Source organism: Sphingomonas sp. BRN-1R, assembly GCF_057748035.1.
Window position 1 is genome coordinate 873,093 of the sequence record NZ_CM173236.1, and the last position, 19,355, is coordinate 892,447.

The following is a 19,355-nucleotide window of genomic DNA, read 5'->3' on the forward strand; positions in this document are numbered from 1 at the left end:
AAGCAGAACAATAAACAGGAGGGGATCCATGAAGGGGATCGTTTTTGCGCGTCTGCTATGTGGAGCAGCGGCGACTATCGTCATGTCGGCACCCGCGCACGCAGAGGAAGCGCGACGATTCGCGATTGCGCCGCAGCAACTTGTTTCCGCACTCGAACTGCTCGGTAAGCAGAGCGGTACTCAGGTCATTTCGCAGCCATCGCTTGTCGAAGGGAAGCGGAGCCGCGGCGTGTATGGCAAGATCTCGCTGGCCGAGGCGCTGCGGCGTCTGCTGTCCGGAACCGATTTGACGTTCAAACCGTCCGGCCGGGGGTACGTCATCCTGGCGGCGAGTCAGGGCGCCGCCGCCATGCCGCAGCCGCCACAGCAATCTCCCGCTACCGCGCCCGATGCGGACGATCCCGTTGCCGACATCGTCGTAACCGGATTCCGCGCCAGCCTTGACAGCGCGCTGAATGCGAAGCGCGAAGCAAGTGGAATTATCGACGTCATCAAGGCCGACGATATCGCGGCCTTCCCGGATACCAATCTCGCCGAGTCGCTCCAGCGTGTTCCAGGCGTTTCGATCGCGCGCGACGGTGGCCAAGGCCGTACGATCACGGTGCGTGGCCTCGGGCCGCAGTTCACCCGGGTCCGGATCAACGGCATGGAAGCCCAGAGCACCTCGACCGGCACCGACAGCTCGGGCGGAACGAACCGCGGGCGCGGCTTCGATTTCAATGTCTTCGCGGCAGAATTGTTCAACTCGCTCACGGTTCGCAAGACGGCGTCGGCCGACGTCGATGAAGGATCGCTCGGCGCAACCGTCGATCTTCAGTCGGCGCACCCGTTCGATTACCACAAACTGACGATCGCGGGGTCTGCGGAGGCCGACTACAACGACCTCTCCCAAGCGGCGAAGCCACGCCTGACCGGTCTTGTCGCCGATCAGTTCTTCGGCGGGAAATTGGGCGTGCTCGTGTCGGGCGCATGGTCTCAGCGCCGGACGTTCGAAGATGGACACGGTTCTGGCGGCTGGCTTGACGGCACCAACGTCGGCGGCTTCAGTCGGGCATCGCCGTTCCCGCAAGCCAATCTGGCGACCACCTACAGCCCACGCTTTCCGCGCTACGGCCGATTGACGCGCGATGAGGATCGGCTTGGACTGACCGGCTCGATCCAGTTCCGGCCGACCGACCGCACGTTGATCAGCTTCGACACGCTGTATTCGCGCTTCAAGTCGACGCGCGAGGAGGAGTGGCTGGAATCGCTCGCCTTCGCCCGCCCCGCTTCCCAGGGCGGACGGCCTGACATCATCGTCGAAAGTGGCACGATCAACAACAAGGGCGATCTCGTCAAAGGCCGGTTCGACAGTGTCGATATCGAGAGTGAGGATCGTATCGCCCAATCCACCACGACATTCAGGCAATATACGCTGACGGGCGAGCAAACATTCAGCGACAGGTTCAAGGTCAACGCGCTGGTCGGCTATTCGCGATCGTTCTTCGATCAGCCGATCGACACAGACATCATCCTCAACCGCGAAAATTCCAACGGGTTTACGTATGACTACACGGTCAACAAGAACCTTCCGCTGATCGACTACGGTTTCGACGTCACCAGTCCGAACAGCTTCAATTTTGGCGGGCCGCGTACCGAGATCCGTATCCGCCCGAGCAGCGTGAAGAACGTCTTCAAGAACGCGCAACTGAGCGGGACATGGCGCGCGAACGACAACGTCAGCCTGGTGGTCGGCGGCAGCCTGAAGCGTTTCGAATATACCTCGCGCGCACTCGTCCGGCGTGATGAGACGGTGGTGCCGCAGCTTCCGGCCGGTACGACGCTGGCGGATCTGACGAAGCTTGTCACCGGCTTCGGCCGCAATCTCGGCGCGCCCGAAGGCGTGCCGACCTCGTGGATCGCGCCGGACCTCCAGAAGTTCGCCAGTTTATTCGATATTTACAGCAACACCGGCATCTTTGCGCTGGGTGGTGCACAGAACGCCAACGCCCGCGGCGGCATCGTGGACATCGCCGAAACCGACAAAGATCTGTTTTGGCAATTGCTGTTGAAAAGCGATGCGATCGGCATTCCGATCCGTGGTGATGTCGGCGTCCGGTATGTGAACACGGAACAGTCCTCGGGTGGTTACCAGCTCATCGGCGTGTCGCCGACATGGGTGACAGTCCGACGCAGCTATTCGGACTGGTTGCCATCGCTGAACCTGACTGGCGAACTTTCGCCGAAATTCCTGCTGCGCGTCGGTGCGGCACGCGTGATGACCCGTCCCGATCTCGGCACCCTGTCGCCCGGCGGCAGCATCAACACCAACGGCGTGTTCAGCGTCAGCTCCGGCAATCCGACACTCGATCCGATCCGTGCCGAGACGGTGGACTTCTCGGCGGAATGGTATTTCCAGAAGAACGGGCTGCTGTCGCTTGGTGTGTTCTACAAGAACATCGAAAGCTACATCCAGACCAATCAGGTCACGATGCCTTTCAATCAATCCAACCTGCCCGTCGCCTTACTGGCTGGGCTCCCGGTTTCGCCAAACGATCCGTTTACGTTCAAGCAGCCGGTCAACACGCCGGGTGGTCCGCTGAAAGGTGTGGAAGTCAATTATCAGCAGCCCTTCACTTTCCTGCCCGGCTTCCTCAAGCATTTCGGACTTCTGGCGAACTACACATACGTGGATTCCCGCATCAACTATTTCTCAGCCCTATCGCCGACGGGTGTAACGACGAACGATCTCGTCGGGTTGTCAAAACATGCTTTCAATGGCACTCTCTATTACGAGGATGCGAAGCTTTCGATCCGTGGTTCCGTCGCCTACCGCGGGCGGTACTTGACCGCAGTACCCAGCGGGACGAGCACCAACGACGTCGATGGCGTTAACCCGATCACCACTTTCGACGTTTCGATGTCCTACGCGCTCAACCGCCATGTCAAGCTGACGCTCGACGGGCAGAATCTGACGGACGCCTTCAACAACCAGTTCAATGACAGCAGGCGTGAGAGCGTTTACGTCTATACCCATACCGGACGGGAGGTTCACGGTGGCGTTCGCTTCACCTTCTGAGAATGTCGATATGACGGAATTGATGGATCGTCGCGCCGTCCTGATCGGCGCTGGCGGGATCGGTATGACGATCGGCATGCCCGCGATCGCGGCGCCGGCGCTGTTCGACGCCGTTTTGACACCGGACGGGATGCCCCGCGATGGCGCGCCTGGTTTTCGCACGCTTGGTGAAGCGATCGACGCTGCACCCGCGAGCGGCAGCCGGCCCTACCGCATCCTTGTCCCGCCCGGCGAGTGGCGAGAGCGGATCGTCGTGACGAGGCCCAACATCCATCTGATCGGCGCCGGGCGTGGCGCAAGCCGGCTGGTGTCCAACGCCTCGCGCAAGGATCGCCGGCCAAGCGAGCCTGCGACCGCCACCGTTCTGGTCCGCGCCCCGGGCTTCCGGGCGGAAACGATGACGATCGCCAACGACTTCGATTATGTCGCCAACATGCCCGCCGAGGTGACGTTCGACCGGACCGGTGCAAGCGGCGCGCAGGCGCAGGCGATCATGCTCGATGTCGGATCGGATCGAGCGGTCTTCGATCGCGTCGACATCACCGGATATCAGGACACCTTGTGGGCGGAGGTCGGTCGCGCACTGTTCCGGCAATGCCGAATCAGTGGCTGCGTCGATTTCATCTACGGCGCGGGCGTGGCGCTGTTCGATCGCTGCACCATCGTGTCGCGGTTGCGACCGGGCAAGGATTTCAACGGCTTCATCGCCGCGCCGGACACGGATATCCACCAGCCTTTCGGTCTCGTTTTCGTTGGTTGCCGGCTTGAGAAGGAAGCCGGCGTGGCGCCGCATACCGTTGCCTTGGGCCGAGCGTGGAAGCGCCAGCGCAAATTTCCCGATGGTGAGTACGCCGATCCGGATGCAATCGGCCAGGCAGTGTATATCCGCTGCTGGATGGACGATCATATCGTTCCGGAAGGCTGGTATCGTATGCACTATTACGTGAAGGGTGGGGGCATGGCTTTTATCGAGCCCGAAGCCGCGCGCTTTTTTGAGTTCGGCAGTACCGGCCCGGGTGCGGGCCAGGCCTCGGCGAGACGCCGTATCTTGGGCGCACGACAGGCTGCCACCTTTACATCGGCCCGCATTTTCAACGGATGGCGGCCCTGAAGTCGTGTAGTGTCTGCCGCATACGTATGTGGATCGGCGCCGGAACGCGGGTCTGACCCAAATTCCGTGCCGATTTGCGCGCCTGACACGTAAAACACTCCGCGCGCGCAGTGCCCGGGGAGTGAGCCGGAGGACAGAACCCCGGCTCCTCCACTCCAGACCTTTGCAGATGTGAATCGGCCCCGACGGCGCGGCGGCGGTATGCGATCTATGGGCGCGCCGCCCGCACGGCGGTGTGCGCGGCGCGGCCCGTCGACCGGCGCGGCTGATCCGTTACTCCGACTTAATAGTCGCTCAGCCATACGCGCTGACGCGGATTGATCTCATCTTCATGGTGGCTTTCGCGCCACATCGCTCCAGAAGCGATTGCTCCTGCTTGACGGTCATCATGCGCGGTGTAAAAGCTCCATCTTAATTGTTGGACTAAAGGCCGCATAGAATGGCCGTTGAGAGGGGATGTGACATGGCAGTCAATCGCGTAGTCCTGTGCTCGGCTTCGGTTCTCGCGCTGCTGGGCGGCACGCCCGCCTTCGCGCAGATCACGGGGTCCACGCCGCCGAGCGACGGGGGCACCACCGCCGCATCGGGCGACGCCACCGCCGCCCCGGCCGATCCGGCGATTCCGTCGAGCGATCCCGCCACCGACGACATCGTCGTCAAGGGCGTGCGCGCGTCGATCGTCGGCGCGCTCAACACCCGCAAGAACTCGACCCAGATCGTCGACTCGATCGTCGCCGAGGACGTCGGCAAGCTGCCCGACAACAACGTGATCGAGGCGCTCCAGCGCGTCACCGGCGTGCAGGTCACCAACCGCAGCGGCGGCGAAGCATCGGGCATCCAGATCCGTGGCCTCCCGGATGCGCTGACCACGCTCAACGGCCGCAACATCTTCACCGCCGCCGGCCAATCCTTTTCGCTCCAGGATATCTCGGCCAACCTGATCCGCTCTGTTGACGTGTACAAGACGCGCGCGGCCGACCAGATCGAGACCGGCCTCGCAGGCCAGGTCGACGTGAAGACGCGCCGTCCGTTTGATTTCGATGGGTTCGCGATCTCCGGCCTCGCGCGCGGCATCTACAACGAGCAGGCGAACAGCTACAATCCGAACGTCGCGCTGCTGGTCAGCGATCGCTGGCAGACCGGCATCGGCGACATCGGCATCCTCGTCAACGGCAGCTACAGCAAGACCAACTACCGCGACATGACGACGACGGCGGGCGCGCTCGTCCCGTTCGCAACGCTGACGCCGCCGGCCGGCTCGGGGCTGACGCCGTTCCAGCGCATCTTCCCCGCGGGCACCGATCCCGTGACGGGCGCGTTCATCCCCGCGCCGGGGCTCGGCGCGTGGCAGGTCGGCACCAATGCGGGCCTGTCGACCGCGCCGGGTTCGACCATTCCGGTCAACGGCGTCGCCACGCCCTATGTGCTGTCCCGCGACGCGGTGTTCAGTTCCGATCTTTACGGCGAGCGCCAGCGCCCGTCGGGCAACATCGCGATTCAGTGGTCGCCCAATCCCGATTCGGTTTACACCGCCGAGGCGTTCTATTCGGGCTTCCGCGGCAACACCTTCAACAGTCTGCAATTCAGCTTCGTCGATTACTGGGCGAACCCGCAGGCGCCGACACTGTATCAGGGCACCAACATCGTGAAGTCGCGCGTCGCCAATCAGGTGTACGGCTTCAACAGCGGCGATTATACCAGCAACAAGACCGACAGCTTCGTCTATGCGCTGAACGGCGCGTGGAACGTCGCCGACGGGCACGGCAAGGTCGTCGCCGACGTCGCCTATCAGACCAGCACCTACAACACGTCTTTCATCGCGATGCGCACCGATCGCACCGCCGATCAAATCAGCGTCGACTTCAACGCCGGCGGCGGCATCCCGTCCTACCATTTCAGCGACGATTCGCTGCTCACCAATCCGGCGATCTGGAACGTCGCGCAGCTCTACGACAATGCCGAGCGCGATCACGGCAGCGCGATCACCGCAACGCTCGACGGCGAATACAAGTGGGACGAGGGCTTCCTACGCCGCGTGAAGGGGGGCTGGCGCATCGACGACCGCAAGGCCGACGTGGCGACCCGCACGCAGGACGCCGCGTCGCTGGGGCGACCGCTGTCGTCGCTCGGCGCGGATGCGACCTTCACCAATTCGGGCTTCTTCGATGGCCGCGCCGACGTGCCGAGCAGTTGGGTGCTCGCCAACGGTTACTGGGTGTATGACCATGCCGATCAGGTGCGCGCGCTGTACGGCCTGCCGACCTCTTCGTCGCTGACGCTCGGCAAGGTCTTCCAGACCGACGAGGTGACGATGTCGGCCTATGCGATGGCCGACGGGGAACTGTCGATCTTCGGCCGCCCGCTCCAGATCGAGGGTGGCGTGCGCTACGTGACGGTCGACACCAACTCGCAGTTCTTCAACCGGCTGGCCGGCTATGCCGAGACCGACGCGTCGGTGACGACGAGCAAGTTCCTGCCGAGCGCGACGCTGCGCTACGAGATCACGCCGCGCCTGCACCTGCGCCTCAACTATGGCCAGACGCTGCGCCGGCCGAACTATACCGATCTCAACCCGAACTACACGCTGACCGGCGATCTCACCAACGTCGGCTACGGCTCCGGAACGGCCGGCACCGCCAATCTGCGCCCGACCGAGTCGAAGAACTACGACGTCGCGCTCGAATGGTATTTCGCCCGTGACAGCGCGATCACCGTCACCGGCTTCCGCCGCGAGATCGACGGGCTGGTCGTGCCGGTCACGCAGATCGAGACGATCCCCAACAATGGCATCGTGGCAGGCGCGACCAACACCTTCGCGATCACCCGGCCGCTCAACGCATCGGACGGCGTACTCAAGGGTATCGAGGTCGGGCTCACCTACTTCCCGCATTATCTGCCCGACCTGCTCAACGGCCTCGGCTTCGTCGGCAGCCTGACCGTGCTCGATTCGAGCCAGAACATCCCGCAATACGACAATGCCGGCAAGCTGATCGGGCAGGATCGTTCGGCCTTCTTCGGCGTGTCGAAACTGTCGTACAACGCCACCCTCGCCTATGATCGCGGACCGGTAGGCGCGCGCGTGTCGTACGTGTGGCGCAAGGCGTTCCTCGCCAACAACGAGGCGCGGCTGTTCGCCAACCCGATCGGCGTGTGGCACACGCCGGAGGAGAGCCTCGACGTGCAGCTCACCTACAATCTCACCAAGCGGCTGGGCATCACCTTCGACGCGGTCAACCTGACCAACTCGACCCAGCAGACCTACTACCAGTTCGGCAATGCCGGCGGCCCGACCACCGACAATCTTGGGACGACGTTGCTGGCGCGCACCTTCGCGCTCGGCGTGCGGTACGGCTTCCGGTGACGTTTCCGCGAACCGGTGGCGCGCGTTCGCGGGGAAGAGCGATGCGCCGGGCCGGATCGCGCCTGCGGGCGCTGCGCACGGCGATGCTGTGCACGGCGCCTTTTTTGCTGGCGGCGGCTGCGCCCCCGCCGACGGTGGCGCCGATGCCGGTGCTCGACCGCGACGCGATCCTCGCGCGGCAGTACGGCAACGACGCGGATTGGTATCGTGACCGCATCCCATTGTTCGACAGTTCGGACGCGACGCTGAACGCCGTCTATTACTACCGCTGGCAGGTGTTCCGCGCGCATCAGCGCGATCTTGGGCAGCGGGGCTTCATCTCCACCGAGTTCCTCAATGACGTCGGCTGGCAGCGCGAGCCCTACGCCAGCCTCAACGACGCCACCGCCTTCCACATCGGCGAAGGCCGCTGGCTGCGCGACCGGCGCTTCGCCGACGATTACCTCCGCTTCCTCTATCTCGACGGCGGCAACGACCGGCATTTCAGCGAGGCCATCGCCGACGCGGTGTGGGGCCGCTACCTGGTCGATCACGACCGCGACGCCGCGCTCGCGCTGCTGCCGGCGATGCGCCACGTTTATGGCCTGTGGGACGACCATCTCGATGTCGCCAAGGGGCTCTACTGGATCGAGCCGCTGCTCGATGCGACCGAATATACCATCTCCTCGATCGACGCGTCCGGCGGCAAGGATGGCTTTCGCGGCGGCGACGCGTTCCGGCCGTCGATCAACAGCTTCCAATATGCCAATGCGATGGCGATCAGTCGCCTCTCCGCGCTCGCCGGTGACTCCGCGGCGGCGTCTGATTATGCTGCGCGTGCGACCATGCTGCGCGAGCGCGTCCTGGACGCGCTGTGGAGCGCCGAGTTCGGCCATTTCGTCGACCGCTACAAGGTCGACAACGCGGATGTGAAATACTGGGATCGGATTCGCGGCCGCGAGCTAGTGGGATACTTGCCCTGGACGTTCGGCCTCGTCGGCGCTGACGCGAGCTACGACGGTGCATGGAAGCACATCCTCGCGCGCGATGAGCTCGCCGGTCCGGCCGGGCTGCGCACCGTAGAGCCGAGTTACCAATATTACATGCGGCAGTACCGCTACGACACGCCGACGGGTCTGCGCGAATGCCAGTGGAACGGGCCTGTATGGCCGTTCCAGACGACGCAGGTGCTGGAAGGGCTCGCCAACCGCCTCCACGCCGGTCCGGACGGCGCGATCGGGCGCGGCGACTACCTGCGGCTGCTGCGCCAATATGCGCGGCTGCATTATCAGCATGGCCGGCTCGATCTGGAGGAGGATTACGATCCCGCCACCGGCGCGCCGATCGTCGGCCTCGCCCGCAGCCATCATTATTTCCATAGTGGATTCGACGATCTGGTGATCTCCGGCCTCGCCGGCATCACCCCGCAGGCGGACGACAGCGTGGTGGTCGATCCGCTGCTGCCGACGCGGGGCGGCGCGCGCGACCGGCTGCGCTGGTTCGCGGTGCAGGACGTGCCCTATCACGGCCGGCTGCTGTCGGTGGTGTATGACGAGGACGGGCGGCATTATCATGCGCGTGCGGGGCTGCGCGTCTATCTCGATGGCGCGCTGGCGGCGTCGCGGCCGGCGCTCGGCAGGATGGTGGTGCCGGTCACGCCTGCGGCCAACCCTGCGATCGCACGGCCGCTCGCGCAGTCGATCAGCCTTTTGCGCAGCGACTATCCGCGCCCGAGCGCATCGAGCGGCACCGACGCCGAGCGCATGCATCAGGCGATCGACGGACGCGTGTGGTATTTCCCCGAGGCGGTGAACGGCTGGGACTCGACCGGCGCCGGTCGCGACGAATGGTTTACGGTCGCGTTCGGCAAGCCGGTCACGCTGAACCGCGCCGAACTGTCGTTCTTCGCGGGCGGTACACTCGCGCTCCCCGAAAGCTACCGGCTCGAGGCGCGCATCGGCGGCGCGTGGCGTCCGCTCGACACGCAAGGCGCAGCACCGCGCGCCAACGCGACCGACGTGCGCAGCTTCGCGCGCGTCCGCACCGACGCGATCCGCCTCGTCATCCGCAAGGCTGAGGGCAAGCAGGTGCGCCTCGTCGAGATCAAGCTGTTCTGACGGCGGAGAAGAATGCGGTCGGGCAGCGATCCGTAGCGGGTCGCGACGCGGCGCCATACTTGATGCGGCGAACATGATCTTGATGCGGCTACGTCGCCGATAGCGGCGCGTGTCGTGTCCGACCGGCTCGTTGCGGGATCGTCGCCCCAGATTACAGGGCTGAGTGCCTTTGGCCTGCAAGGCGTGCCTGAATCCGTCGTCGTCGCAGTCGCCGAGCAGCCATTGCGCCTTTGGCATATCGTCGGGCAGCGCTGCCGCGCCGTGATAGTCGCTCACTTGGCCCGCTTCGGCTCAATCAGCCGCAAAGCTGCCGGGCAGCGGCCGCAACATCTCAAACCATCGCTGTAGTCGTTGATTGCGCGCTGCCCGTAAGGTTCTCACGGCGCTTCAACGCTTACGAATTGTATGGGGCCAATGTGGGCGTCGTTCCAGTCGCCCCCGTCAAAAAGCGCACAACACTGATAGTTCTGGCTTGACGCTGGTGACCCCTACGAGAATCGAACTCGTGTTTTCGCCGTGAGAGGGCGACGTCCTAACCGCTAGACGAAGGGGCCGTATGCGGGAGGCGGCGCTTTAGGGCGCGCGCCTCGCCGCGTCAAGGTGGATTATGCGGCCGCGCGCCGGCGCTCCGACATCTCGTCGTTGAGCATTTCCGCGAGCAGGAAGGCGAGTTCCAGGCTCTGGCCGGCGTTGAGGCGCGGGTCGCAGTGGGTGTGGTACCGGTCGGCGAGCGACTGCTCGGTCACGTCGACCGCGCCGCCGGTGCATTCGGTGACGTTCTGGCCGGTCATCTCGGCGTGGATGCCACCCGCAATCGAGCCCTCGGCGCGGTGGACCGCGAAGAAGCCGCGCACTTCGGCGAGGATACGCTCGAAGGGCCGCGTCTTGTAGCCATTGGCGGCCTTGACGACGTTGCCGTGCATCGGGTCGCAGCTCCAAACCACCGGATGGCCCTCGCGCATCACCGCACGCACCAGCTTGGGCAGGCCGGCCTCGATCGTGTCGTGGCCGTAGCGGGTGATGAGCGTCATCCGGCCGGGCACGCGTGCCGGATTGAGCGTGTCGAGCAGGCGCAGCAGCGCATCCGGCTCGAGCGAGGGGCCGCACTTCATGCCGATCGGGTTGCCGATGCCGCGCAAATACTCGACATGAGCGCTGCCCTCGAAACGGGTACGGTCGCCGATCCACAGCATGTGCGCGGAGGTGTCGTACCAGTCGCCGGTGAGCGAATCCTGCCGGGTCAGCGCCTGTTCGTAGCGCAGCAGCAGCGCCTCGTGGCTGGTGTAGAAGCGCGTTTCCGCCAGTTGCGGCACCGTTTCGGGGTTGATGCCGCACGCCTCCATGAAGTCGAGCGCCTCGCCGATCCGGTCGGCGACGTCGGCGTATTTCTGCGACCAAGGGCTGCGGCCCATGAAGTCGTGCGTCCAGCGGTGCACCTGATGGAGATTGGCGTAACCGCCGCCCGCAAAGGCGCGCAGCAGGTTGAGCGTCGCCGCCGACTGGCTGTAGGCGCGCACCATGCGCTGCGGATCGGGGATGCGGCTTTCCGGCGTGAAGGCGATGTCGTTGACGTTGTCGCCGCGGTAGCTGGGCAGCTCGACGCCGTTGATCGTCTCGGTATCGGCGGAGCGCGGCTTGGCGAACTGGCCCGCCATGCGGCCGACCTTCACCACCGGCAGCTTCGACGCATAGGTGAGCACCACCGCCATCTGGAGGATGACGCGGAAGGTGTCGCGGATGTTGTTGGCGCTGTGCTCGGCGAACGATTCGGCGCAGTCGCCCCCTTGCAGCAGGAACGCCTTGCCTTCCGCGACCTTGGCGAGATCGGCGGTGAGATTGCGCGCCTCGCCCGCGAACACCAGCGGCGGGAAGCTGGCGAGCTGGTCGGTCGCCGCGTCGAGTGCGGCGGCATCGGGATAGGTCGGCATCTGGCGCGCTTCGGCCTTCGTCCAGCTATCGGGCGCCCAGGTGCTCATGTCGTTCTCCGTTCGAATTTGAATGTACCAGTCGGCGTGGGTGGCGATGCCATTGGCAGCGATCTGGTTGACGACCTGACTGCCGGCGCGTTTGCCGTTCTCCTCCCAGCCCTGCACGGTGCTGCCGGGCGCGCCGTACCACGCACCGAACGCCGCCCGGCTGAGCGTGCGTTCTTCGCGGAAGCGCCTGATCTTGATGCCTGCGAGCGTCGTCATGGGAAGTGGGCATTACTCCGATGGAGTAAGTGGCGCAAGCGACGATTTACGCTGATAGGGTAATTGCGTGGATGTAGAGATCGGCAGGCGGGGGCGCGCAGGCGCGAAGGGAGGAGAGAAGGTGGTTCGCGCAGAGGCGCAGAGGGCGCCGAGGGATTGCGGTCTGGGAACGGGCTACGTGTCGGCAGATACAATGCGGCCTTCGGCCGCTATATATTTCTTCTCTCTGCGCCTCCGCGCGAACAAACCTTCTTCTGCCGCCATTAGTCGGACAGGCGCGGCTTCCAGTCCCAGCCGAGCGGATCGCCGTCCATCACCTCGACGCCGGCCGACGCAAGCTCCTCGCGCAGCGCATCAGAGCGGGCAAAGTCCTTCGCCACGCGCGCGTCCTTGCGCTCCGCCAGCCGTGCGTCGATCTCCGCAGGGGTGATCGTCACGCCGGCCGGCATCACGCGCAGGTCGGCGCGGGCGAGCGTGAGCAACGGCAGGCCGAGCACGTCCGCAAAGTCCGCCAGCGCCGCCAGCCGCACCGCAGGCGACAGCTTCTTGTCGGCGAGCAGTTCGTCCAGCACCGGCAGCGCGCGCGGGGTGCCGAGATCGTCCGACACCGCCTCGTCCAGCCGGGCGCGGTAGGCAGCGGCATCACCCTTGGTCGCGCCATCGTCGCGCGCCTTGAGCGCCTCGACCGCCATCACTAGTCGCTTGAGCCGGGTGAAGGCGGCGGCGAGGTTCTCCCACGAGAACTCCAGTTCGCTGCGATACTGCGCCGACAGGCACATCAGCCGATAGGCGAGCGGGTGGAAGCCGCGATCGACCAGCGTCCGGAGCGTGGTGAAGTCGCCCGAGGATTTCGACATCTTGCCCGCGCGCTCGACGAGAAAGTTGTTGTGCATCCACACGCGCGCACCGGTGTCGGCGCATTCGCAATGCGCCTGATTCTGCGCGATCTCGTTGGGATGGTGGATTTCGCGGTGGTCGATACCGCCGGTGTGGATGTCGAAGCCGTCGCCCAGATATTTGCGGCTCATCACCGAACATTCGAGGTGCCAGCCGGGCGCGCCGCGACCCCAGGGCGACTCCCATTCCATCTGGCGGTGCTCGCCCGGCTCGGACTTACGCCAGATCGCGAAATCCTGCGGCTGGCGCTTGCCCGCGACCGGGTCGATCCGGCCCTCGCGCTCGTCGTCGCCGATACGGGCGAGGCGGCCGTAATCGGGCACGGTGGACACGTCGAAATAGAGGCCGCTCTCCAGCTCGTAGCAGTGCTTCGGCGCGATCTTCTCGCCGAACGCGATCATCTCGGCGATGTGATCGGTGGCGAGCGGGAAGTGCTGCGGATCGCGGATGTTGAGGTCGTGCAGGTTCTGCTTGAAGGCGGCGGTGTAATGCGCGGCGATGTCCCAGATGCTCAACTGACGCGCGCGGGCGGCGGCTTCCATCTTGTCGTCGCCGGCATCGGCGTCCGAGGTGAGGTGGCCGACGTCGGTAATGTTGATGACGTGGGTGAGCGGGTAGCCTTTCCACGTCAGCACGCGGCTCAGCGTGTCGGTGAAGACATAGGCCCGCAAATTGCCGATGTGCGCATAGTTATAGACGGTCGGCCCGCACGAATAGACGCGCACGTTGGCGGGGTCGATGGGCGCGAACACCTCGGTCGCGCGGGTGAGGCTGTTGTAGAGCGTGAGGGGGCTGCCGGTCATCGCGCCGCCTTAGCGGCGCGCGCTGGCGCGGGCAAATCAGCCGGCGCGGGTGGCGAGGCCGCGCAAGGTATCGAGCGTGTCGCGGATCGACTCCTGCCGCGCCTGCCGGGTCGGCGCTGCCGGGGCGGGCGCCTCGCGCTGGGCGACGCTGCGTTCGAGCCGGTCGAGCAAGGCGCGGATCGAATCGGAGGATCCGGCCGGCGCGGGCTGCGGGGCGGGTACGGGCGCAGGCTCTTGCATCGAGGCGGCGATTAGGTCAATCGCACGGCCAGTGTCGAGGCGGATCGGCATCGGCGGCGCATCCGGTTCGTCGCGCAGGATCGGGCGGCGGTCGAACGCGTCGATGTCCTCGCGCGGCGGCGCGGGGACCGGGTAGGGCGCCTGACGCGTCGCGGCGGCGATCAGGTCCATCGCCGATGTGGGAATGGTACGGATCGGCAGCGGGGCGGGTGCGATGGCGTCGTCCTGCACGGGCGCCGGCGCGGTAAAGGATTGCGGGTCGAACGCAGCGAGCGGCATGTCGAGATCGGCGGGCAGGTCGCGCTCGGCGGGCACCGGCTCGGGCGCAGGTTCGGCGCGCACTTCGAGGAACGGCCTGCCGAGATCGCGGTTGGCGAACACCGGCTCACGCGGCGGTGCGTCGGGGTGGACGTCGGCGCGGCGCAGCACGGGGGCATCGCCGCTCGCGCGCGGGTCTTGCAGGATCACCGAGCGGGTGCCGACCGCCACGAACAGCGCGACCCAGGCCAGCACCGCCACCACGCCGCCGCCGAGCAGCGCCAGCATCGCGCGCGCGGTGAAGCCGAGCGGCGGTTGCGCTGCGTTGACGAGCGAAGCGATGCCGCTGTCCACGACGAGCGATTCGAGCGTAGCCGTAGGCAGTACGGCAAAGACGAGGGCGACAAGCACGCCTGCCACCCCCGCGCCGGTGGGCGCGAGCGGGAGGATCAGACGCTGACGGGGGGACGCGACCATAGTCCGTGTGATGCCACGGCACTGGTTAGTTTCTGGTAAACCGGCTCGTAACGACCGACGTTGACCGCCCAGTTGCGCTCCGCCTCGACGAAGCTGCGGCCGCGCGCGCGGCGCGTTTCCCAGCCCTCGCGGTTGGCGAGCAGATCGGCGAGCGCTTCGGCGATGCCGGCGGGATCGCCGGGCGGAAACAGCGTGCCGGTAATCCCGTCGCAGATCAACTCGCGGTGGCCGCCGACGTCGGATGCGGCGACGAGGCGGCGCTGCGCCATCGCCTCGAGTGGCTTCAACGGGGTGACGAGATCGGTCAGCCGCATGTGCTTGCGCGGATAGGCGAGGATGTCGACCAGGCTGTAATAGCGCTCGACCTCCTGGTGCGGCACGCGCCCGGTGAAGTGGATGTGCGCGGCGACCGGCGAGGCGGCGGCCTGCGCGCGCAAAGCCGCCTCCATCGGGCCGCCGCCGACCAGCAGCAGCCGCGCCGATGGGCGCGCGGCGACGAGGCCGGGCATCGCCGCGATCAGATCGTCCAGCCCCTCGTAATCGTAGAAACTGCCGATGAAACCGATCACGTCGGCGCCGACGATGCCGAGCTGTTCGGCGAGCGCGCGGTCGTAATCGGCGGGCGCGCCGAACAGCGCGAGATCGACGCCATTAGGCGAGACGAGGATTTTCTCAGGTGCGATGCCGCGCGCGATCAGGTCGCCGCGCAGGCCTTCGCAGATCACCGACACCGCATCGGCGCGGCGCACCGCCCAGGTCTCGAGCATGCGCGTCGCGCGGTAGCGGAGCGAGCCCTCGTGGCCGGTGCCGTTGCCGACTGCCGCATCCTCCCAGAACGCGCGGATTTCATAGACGAGCGGCAGCCGCCGCGTGCGCGCGACCCGCAGGGCGGCGAGCGCGCCGAGCACCGGCGAATGCGCGTGGATGATGTCCGGCCGGAACGTGTCCACTACCGCCGCGACGCGGCGCGACAGCGCGTGGATCTCGGCCAGTTCGCCGAGCACCGGCGGCAGCTTGGCCGTCGGCGGCGTGCGGTAGAAGTCGATCCCGTCGACCGTCTCCGCCGCCAGCGCGGTCGCGCCCTGTCGCGTGCCGGTGACGGCGGCGACCTGCCAGCCGCGCGCTTGCTGCGCCTTCAGGATCGCGCGCGTGCGGAAGGTGTAGCCGCTCTGAAGCGGCAGGCCATGATCGAGGACGTGCAGGATCTTCATGGGCGCACGCTTGCCATGGGACTGCTTAACGGAGCCTCAACTTCGAGCCTTTATCTGAAGTGCGGTGCCGGCCCGCTCCCCCACCCGACCGCCCACAGAATATCCCGAATGGGCGGTCTGGTGGGGGAGCGGGCCGGCACCGCGCGCGGAGCGCACCAACGAAGGGCCAAGGGCATGATCGACAATTTCGCGCTCGCGATCAGCCACGGCCTGATGATGCTGGCGATCTGGGCTCTGCTCAAGCGCCCCGACCTCGACCGCGAGCCGAGCCCGCACGATCGCGAGCCGCGCCGCCGTGCCAAGCCCGCGCGGGAGGACCGGCCGGGTGCGTGACCTCATCTTCGTCGCGTTCCTCGGCGGGTTCTTCCTCGCGGGCTTGCGCAAGCCGTTCATCTTCATCCTCGCCTATATCTATATCGACATCGTCAGCCCGCAGCGGTTGACGTACCTGCTGCTCAATTCGATCCCGATCTCGCTGATCGCGTTCATCGCGGCGGTGATGTCGTGGGCGCTGATCGATGACAAGCGCGACACACGGCTTGCCCCGCGTCAGATCGTGATCCTGCTGCTGCTCGCCTACTGCGGGATCACCACGCTCAACGCCGATTTCCCGCAGCCCGCGCTCGATAAATGGGATTGGGTGTGGAAGGCGCTCGTCTTCGCCGCCTTCCTGCCGCTGACCTTGCGCACCAAGTTGCGCATCGAATCCCTGCTGCTGTTCATGGTGCTGTCGGCCTCGTCGATCATCATCGTCGGCGGGATCAAGACGGTGGTGTCGGGCGGCGGCTATGGCGAGCTCAACCTGATGGTGTCGAACAACAGCGGGCTGTACGAAGGGTCGATCATCTCGACCGTGGCGGTGGCGATCGTGCCTTTGGTGCTGTGGTTCTCCAACCACGGCACGATCTTCAAGCCCGACTGGAAGGTGAAGATCTTCTGCTACGCTCTGGTGTTCGCGTGTTGCATGATCCCGGTCGGCACCTCGGCGCGGACCGGCCTGTTGTGCATCGTGCTGGCGGCGGTGCTGCTGCTGCGCGATGCCAAGCGCAAGATGCTCTATATCGGCATCATCGCCGCGATCGGATTGGTGGCGGTGCCGTTCCTGCCGTCGGCTTTCGTGTCGCGCATGGGGACGATCAAGACCTACAAGGCCGACGAATCCGCCTCGACCCGGCTGGCGGTGTGGCAATGGACGTGGAATTACGCGAAGACGCATCCGTTCGGCGGCGGCTTCGACATGTACCGGCAGGACGTGCTCAACTACGACCTGATCGTCGCCGAGGGCACCGGCAGCAACATGACGCTCAAGCACATCCCCACCTCGGACCGGGCGCGCGCTTATCACAGTTCGTATTTCGAGATGCTTGGCGAACAGGGCTGGCCGGGGATCGTGCTGTGGGGCGGGCTCAACCTGCTGGGCATCTTCCGCATGGAAATGCTGCGGCGGCGCTACCGCAAGGCCGGGCCGGAGGAGGCGTGGATCGCGCCCCTGGCCGGAGCGCTGCAATCGGCGCTGCTGATCTATCTGCTGGGTGCGTCGTTCGTGGGAATCGCGTTTCAGCCGTTCATCTATCAGTTGATCGGCGCGCAGATTGGGCTCGACACCTATCTGGCGCGCAAGCGCTCGGAAGGGGCGTGGCGGCCGTTCCGCAAGGTGAAGCGTGAGGTGGCAGGCGCGGAGCCGGCGTTGGCGTGAAATAGCTGATCCCCGGCGCAGGCCGGGGTCCGGTTGGAAAGGTCACCGTTGACGGAGCGCAGCGCCAGGTGATCGACGGTCCGTAACTGGACTCCGGCCTTGCCCGGAGATCAGCGAGCAGTGCCCCTATCCGATAGTCCCGAGTAGCTGCCGAGTAGCCGCTTGCGGCGTATCGAGGTGGCGTATCGAAGGATAGGCCCCGCGCGCGACCTGTGCTTCGATACGGGCTCTTGATACGCCCTTCGGGCTACTCAATCCCTACTCGGCACGAACGGTATGAGGATGAGAGGATCAAGCGTCCGCGGTCTCTTCCGCCAGCGCTTCGAGGATCGCCTTGTTGAACGCGGGGATATCGTCTGGCTTGCGGCTGGTAATGAACTGGCCGTCGCGCACCACTTCCTCGTCCACCACATCGGCGCCGGCATTGGCGAGATCGGTGCGCAGCGAGGGCCAGCTCGTCATCGTCTTGCCGTCGACCACATCGGCCTCGATCAGCAGCCACGGCGCGTGGCAGATCGCCGCGACCAGCTTGCCGTCGTCGACGAACTGCTCGACGATTTCGACCGCGCGATCGTTCATGCGCAGCGCATCCGGATTGGCGACCCCGCCGGGCAGCAGCAGCGCGGTGTAGTCCTCGGTATCGACAGCATCGATGGTCGTGTCGGGCGTGATCGTGTCGCCCTTCTCGTCGTGCTTCATCCCTTGGATCGGGTCGGTCGACAGCGAGGCGAGCGTCACCTTGGCACCGGCGTCGAGCAGCGCCTGACGCGGTTCGAACAGTTCGGCCTGTTCGAAGCCGTCGGTGGCGACGATCAGGACGTGCGCGTGGGAAAGGTCGGTCACGAGGGGGTCTCCTTGGCAGGTGTACGCTCAAACCCCCGGGCCTGAGCCTCCGTTCCGGAACGAAGCGACCGACCGCGCATTTGAAAGGGTGAACGAGGAGCAAGATGAGCGCCGAAATCACCTACCACGACGACAGCGACGCCGGCATCACCCGGCGCAAGGTCCGGAACGGCTGGGGCTATTGGGATGCGGAGGGCAACCGCATCACCGATCGCGAGGAGATCGACCGGCTAAACCGCATCGGCCTGCCGCCCGCCTATCGCGACGCATGGTTCTGCCCGAACCCGTGCGGTCACATCCAGGCGGTCGGCTGGGACGAACGCGGGCGCAAGCAATATCGCTACCACCTCGATTTCCGCGCCGCGCAGGAATGCGCCAAATACGATCTGTGCGCGCCGTTCGGTCTGGCGCTCCCCAAGCTGCGCGCGCGCGTCGAGGCCGATCTCAAGCGGCGTGGGCTTGGCAAGGATGTGGCGGTGGCGGCGATCGTGCGGCTGCTCGATCTCGGCCATGTCCGCATCGGCAACGAGGGGTACGTCAAGGAGAACAAGAGCTACGGCGCGACCACTTTGCGCCGCCGCCATGCCGCGCTGAAGGGCAAGACGCTGAAGCTGCAGTACAAGGCGAAGTCCGGCAAGATGCGGCTGCTCACCATCACCGACGCCTCGCTCAGCCGCTTTGTCAAGAAGTGCCAGGATCTGCCCGGCCAGCATCTGTTCCGCTGGGTCGATGACGACGGCGCGACGCACCCGGTCACCTCCTCCGACGTCAACGCCTATATTCGCGAGGCGATGGGCGGGGACTATACCGCCAAGCATTTCCGCACCTGGGGCGCGAGCGTGATCGCGTTCGAGACGCTGGTGACGGCGCCGCACGATCTGGGCCTGAAGGAGATGCTCGAGCCTGTGGCCGAGGCGCTCGGCAACACGCCGGCGATTTCCCGGAAATCCTACGTTCATCCGCTGCTGATAGAGGCGACCAAACATGGACAGGCCGCACTGCGTGCGATCCGCCTGCCGCGAACCGCACGCTATCTCAGCCGTACCGAGCGCGGATTGATCGCGTTCCTGGAGGCGGGCGGCGTGCCCGAACTGGCAAAGGCTGCGTAACCG

At 65.7% G+C, this 19,355-nt stretch carries 12 protein-coding genes, 1 tRNA gene and 1 pseudogene; 7 read left to right on the plus strand and 7 right to left on the minus strand.

All coding sequences use genetic code 11. The annotated features are described in order from the left end of the window. Nucleotides 1-28: 28 nt before the first annotated feature. From AC3ANX_RS03960 to AC3ANX_RS03975, 4 genes are all read left to right on the plus strand, one after another. Nucleotides 29-3,058: a TonB-dependent receptor gene (locus tag AC3ANX_RS03960; RefSeq protein WP_488335736.1), complete on the plus strand. Its 3,030-nt coding sequence runs from the start codon at nt 29-31 to the stop codon at nt 3,056-3,058. Next, a complete protein-coding gene (locus AC3ANX_RS03965) occupies nt 3,036-4,169 on the plus strand; it encodes a pectinesterase family protein (protein WP_488335737.1) in 1,134 nt (377 codons plus the stop codon). Before AC3ANX_RS03960 ends, AC3ANX_RS03965 begins: the two co-directional genes overlap by 23 nt. Nucleotides 4,170-4,632: 463 nt before the next feature. Beyond that, the gene (locus tag AC3ANX_RS03970; RefSeq protein WP_488335738.1) at nt 4,633-7,530 is read left to right on the plus strand and encodes a TonB-dependent receptor; all 2,898 of its coding nucleotides are present in this window, start codon (nt 4,633-4,635) and stop codon (nt 7,528-7,530) included. A 41-nt stretch (nt 7,531-7,571) separates the two neighbouring features. Next, nucleotides 7,572-9,626, plus strand: coding sequence for an MGH1-like glycoside hydrolase domain-containing protein (locus AC3ANX_RS03975; RefSeq protein ID WP_488335739.1), 2,055 nt, complete (start codon nt 7,572-7,574; stop codon nt 9,624-9,626). On the opposite strand, the pseudogene AC3ANX_RS03980 reads toward AC3ANX_RS03975, so the two are convergent. From AC3ANX_RS03980 to AC3ANX_RS04005, 6 genes and pseudogenes are all read right to left on the minus strand, one after another. Next, nucleotides 9,613-9,911, minus strand: a pseudogene (locus AC3ANX_RS03980) (transposase family protein); the annotation flags it as partial. The gene AC3ANX_RS03975 and the pseudogene AC3ANX_RS03980 overlap by 14 nt on opposite strands. A gap of 194 nt (nt 9,912-10,105) precedes the next feature. Next, a tRNA-Glu gene (locus AC3ANX_RS03985) sits at nt 10,106-10,180 on the minus strand. Between the two features lie 51 nt (nt 10,181-10,231). Then, a complete protein-coding gene (locus tag AC3ANX_RS03990) occupies nt 10,232-11,602 on the minus strand; it encodes a class II 3-deoxy-7-phosphoheptulonate synthase (protein ID WP_488336876.1) in 1,371 nt (456 codons plus the stop codon). A gap of 479 nt (nt 11,603-12,081) precedes the next feature. Further along, the gene (gene cysS / locus AC3ANX_RS03995; protein WP_488335740.1) at nt 12,082-13,518 is read right to left on the minus strand and encodes a cysteine--tRNA ligase; all 1,437 of its coding nucleotides are present in this window, start codon (nt 13,516-13,518) and stop codon (nt 12,082-12,084) included. A gap of 36 nt (nt 13,519-13,554) precedes the next feature. Next, nucleotides 13,555-14,493: a hypothetical protein gene (locus tag AC3ANX_RS04000; RefSeq protein ID WP_488335741.1), complete on the minus strand. Its 939-nt coding sequence runs from the start codon at nt 14,491-14,493 to the stop codon at nt 13,555-13,557. Then, on the minus strand, nt 14,466-15,704 hold the full coding sequence (locus tag AC3ANX_RS04005; RefSeq protein ID WP_488335742.1) for a TIGR04063 family PEP-CTERM/XrtA system glycosyltransferase: 1,239 nt from the start codon (nt 15,702-15,704) through the stop codon (nt 14,466-14,468). Before AC3ANX_RS04005 ends, AC3ANX_RS04000 begins: the two co-directional genes overlap by 28 nt. A gap of 174 nt (nt 15,705-15,878) precedes the next feature. Here AC3ANX_RS04005 and AC3ANX_RS04010 point away from each other — a divergent pair, with 174 nt between their 5' ends. Beyond that, complete coding sequence (locus tag AC3ANX_RS04010) at nt 15,879-16,037, plus strand: hypothetical protein (RefSeq protein WP_488335743.1); 159 nt, start codon at nt 15,879-15,881, stop codon at nt 16,035-16,037. Further along, nucleotides 16,030-17,400: a putative O-glycosylation ligase, exosortase A system-associated gene (locus AC3ANX_RS04015; RefSeq protein ID WP_488335744.1), complete on the plus strand. Its 1,371-nt coding sequence runs from the start codon at nt 16,030-16,032 to the stop codon at nt 17,398-17,400. Before AC3ANX_RS04010 ends, AC3ANX_RS04015 begins: the two co-directional genes overlap by 8 nt. A gap of 291 nt (nt 17,401-17,691) precedes the next feature. Here the strand turns inward: AC3ANX_RS04015 and AC3ANX_RS04020 are convergent, their stop codons facing one another. After that, nucleotides 17,692-18,243, minus strand: coding sequence for a type 1 glutamine amidotransferase domain-containing protein (locus tag AC3ANX_RS04020; protein ID WP_488335745.1), 552 nt, complete (start codon nt 18,241-18,243; stop codon nt 17,692-17,694). A 104-nt stretch (nt 18,244-18,347) separates the two neighbouring features. On the opposite strand from AC3ANX_RS04020, the gene AC3ANX_RS04025 reads away from it, so the two are divergent. Continuing rightward, nucleotides 18,348-19,352: a DNA topoisomerase IB gene (locus AC3ANX_RS04025; RefSeq protein ID WP_488335746.1), complete on the plus strand. Its 1,005-nt coding sequence runs from the start codon at nt 18,348-18,350 to the stop codon at nt 19,350-19,352. Nucleotides 19,353-19,355 lie beyond the last annotated feature (3 nt).

Excerpts from the sequence above, each read along its gene's own strand:
- AC3ANX_RS03970 (WP_488335738.1), top strand. The coding sequence starts at position 4,633 with ATGGCAGTCAATCGCGTAGTCCTGTGCTCGGCTTCGGTTCTCGCGCTG.
- AC3ANX_RS04005 (WP_488335742.1), bottom strand. The coding sequence starts at position 15,704 with ATGAAGATCCTGCACGTCCTCGATCATGGCCTGCCGCTTCAGAGCGGC.
- AC3ANX_RS03975 (WP_488335739.1), top strand. The coding sequence starts at position 7,572 with ATGCGCCGGGCCGGATCGCGCCTGCGGGCGCTGCGCACGGCGATGCTG.
- AC3ANX_RS04000 (WP_488335741.1), bottom strand. The coding sequence starts at position 14,493 with ATGGTCGCGTCCCCCCGTCAGCGTCTGATCCTCCCGCTCGCGCCCACC.
- AC3ANX_RS04025 (WP_488335746.1), top strand. The coding sequence starts at position 18,348 with ATGAGCGCCGAAATCACCTACCACGACGACAGCGACGCCGGCATCACC.
- AC3ANX_RS03990 (WP_488336876.1), bottom strand. The coding sequence starts at position 11,602 with ATGAGCACCTGGGCGCCCGATAGCTGGACGAAGGCCGAAGCGCGCCAG.
- cysS (WP_488335740.1), bottom strand. The coding sequence starts at position 13,518 with ATGACCGGCAGCCCCCTCACGCTCTACAACAGCCTCACCCGCGCGACC.
- AC3ANX_RS03960 (WP_488335736.1), top strand. The coding sequence starts at position 29 with ATGAAGGGGATCGTTTTTGCGCGTCTGCTATGTGGAGCAGCGGCGACT.
- AC3ANX_RS04010 (WP_488335743.1), top strand. The coding sequence starts at position 15,879 with ATGATCGACAATTTCGCGCTCGCGATCAGCCACGGCCTGATGATGCTG.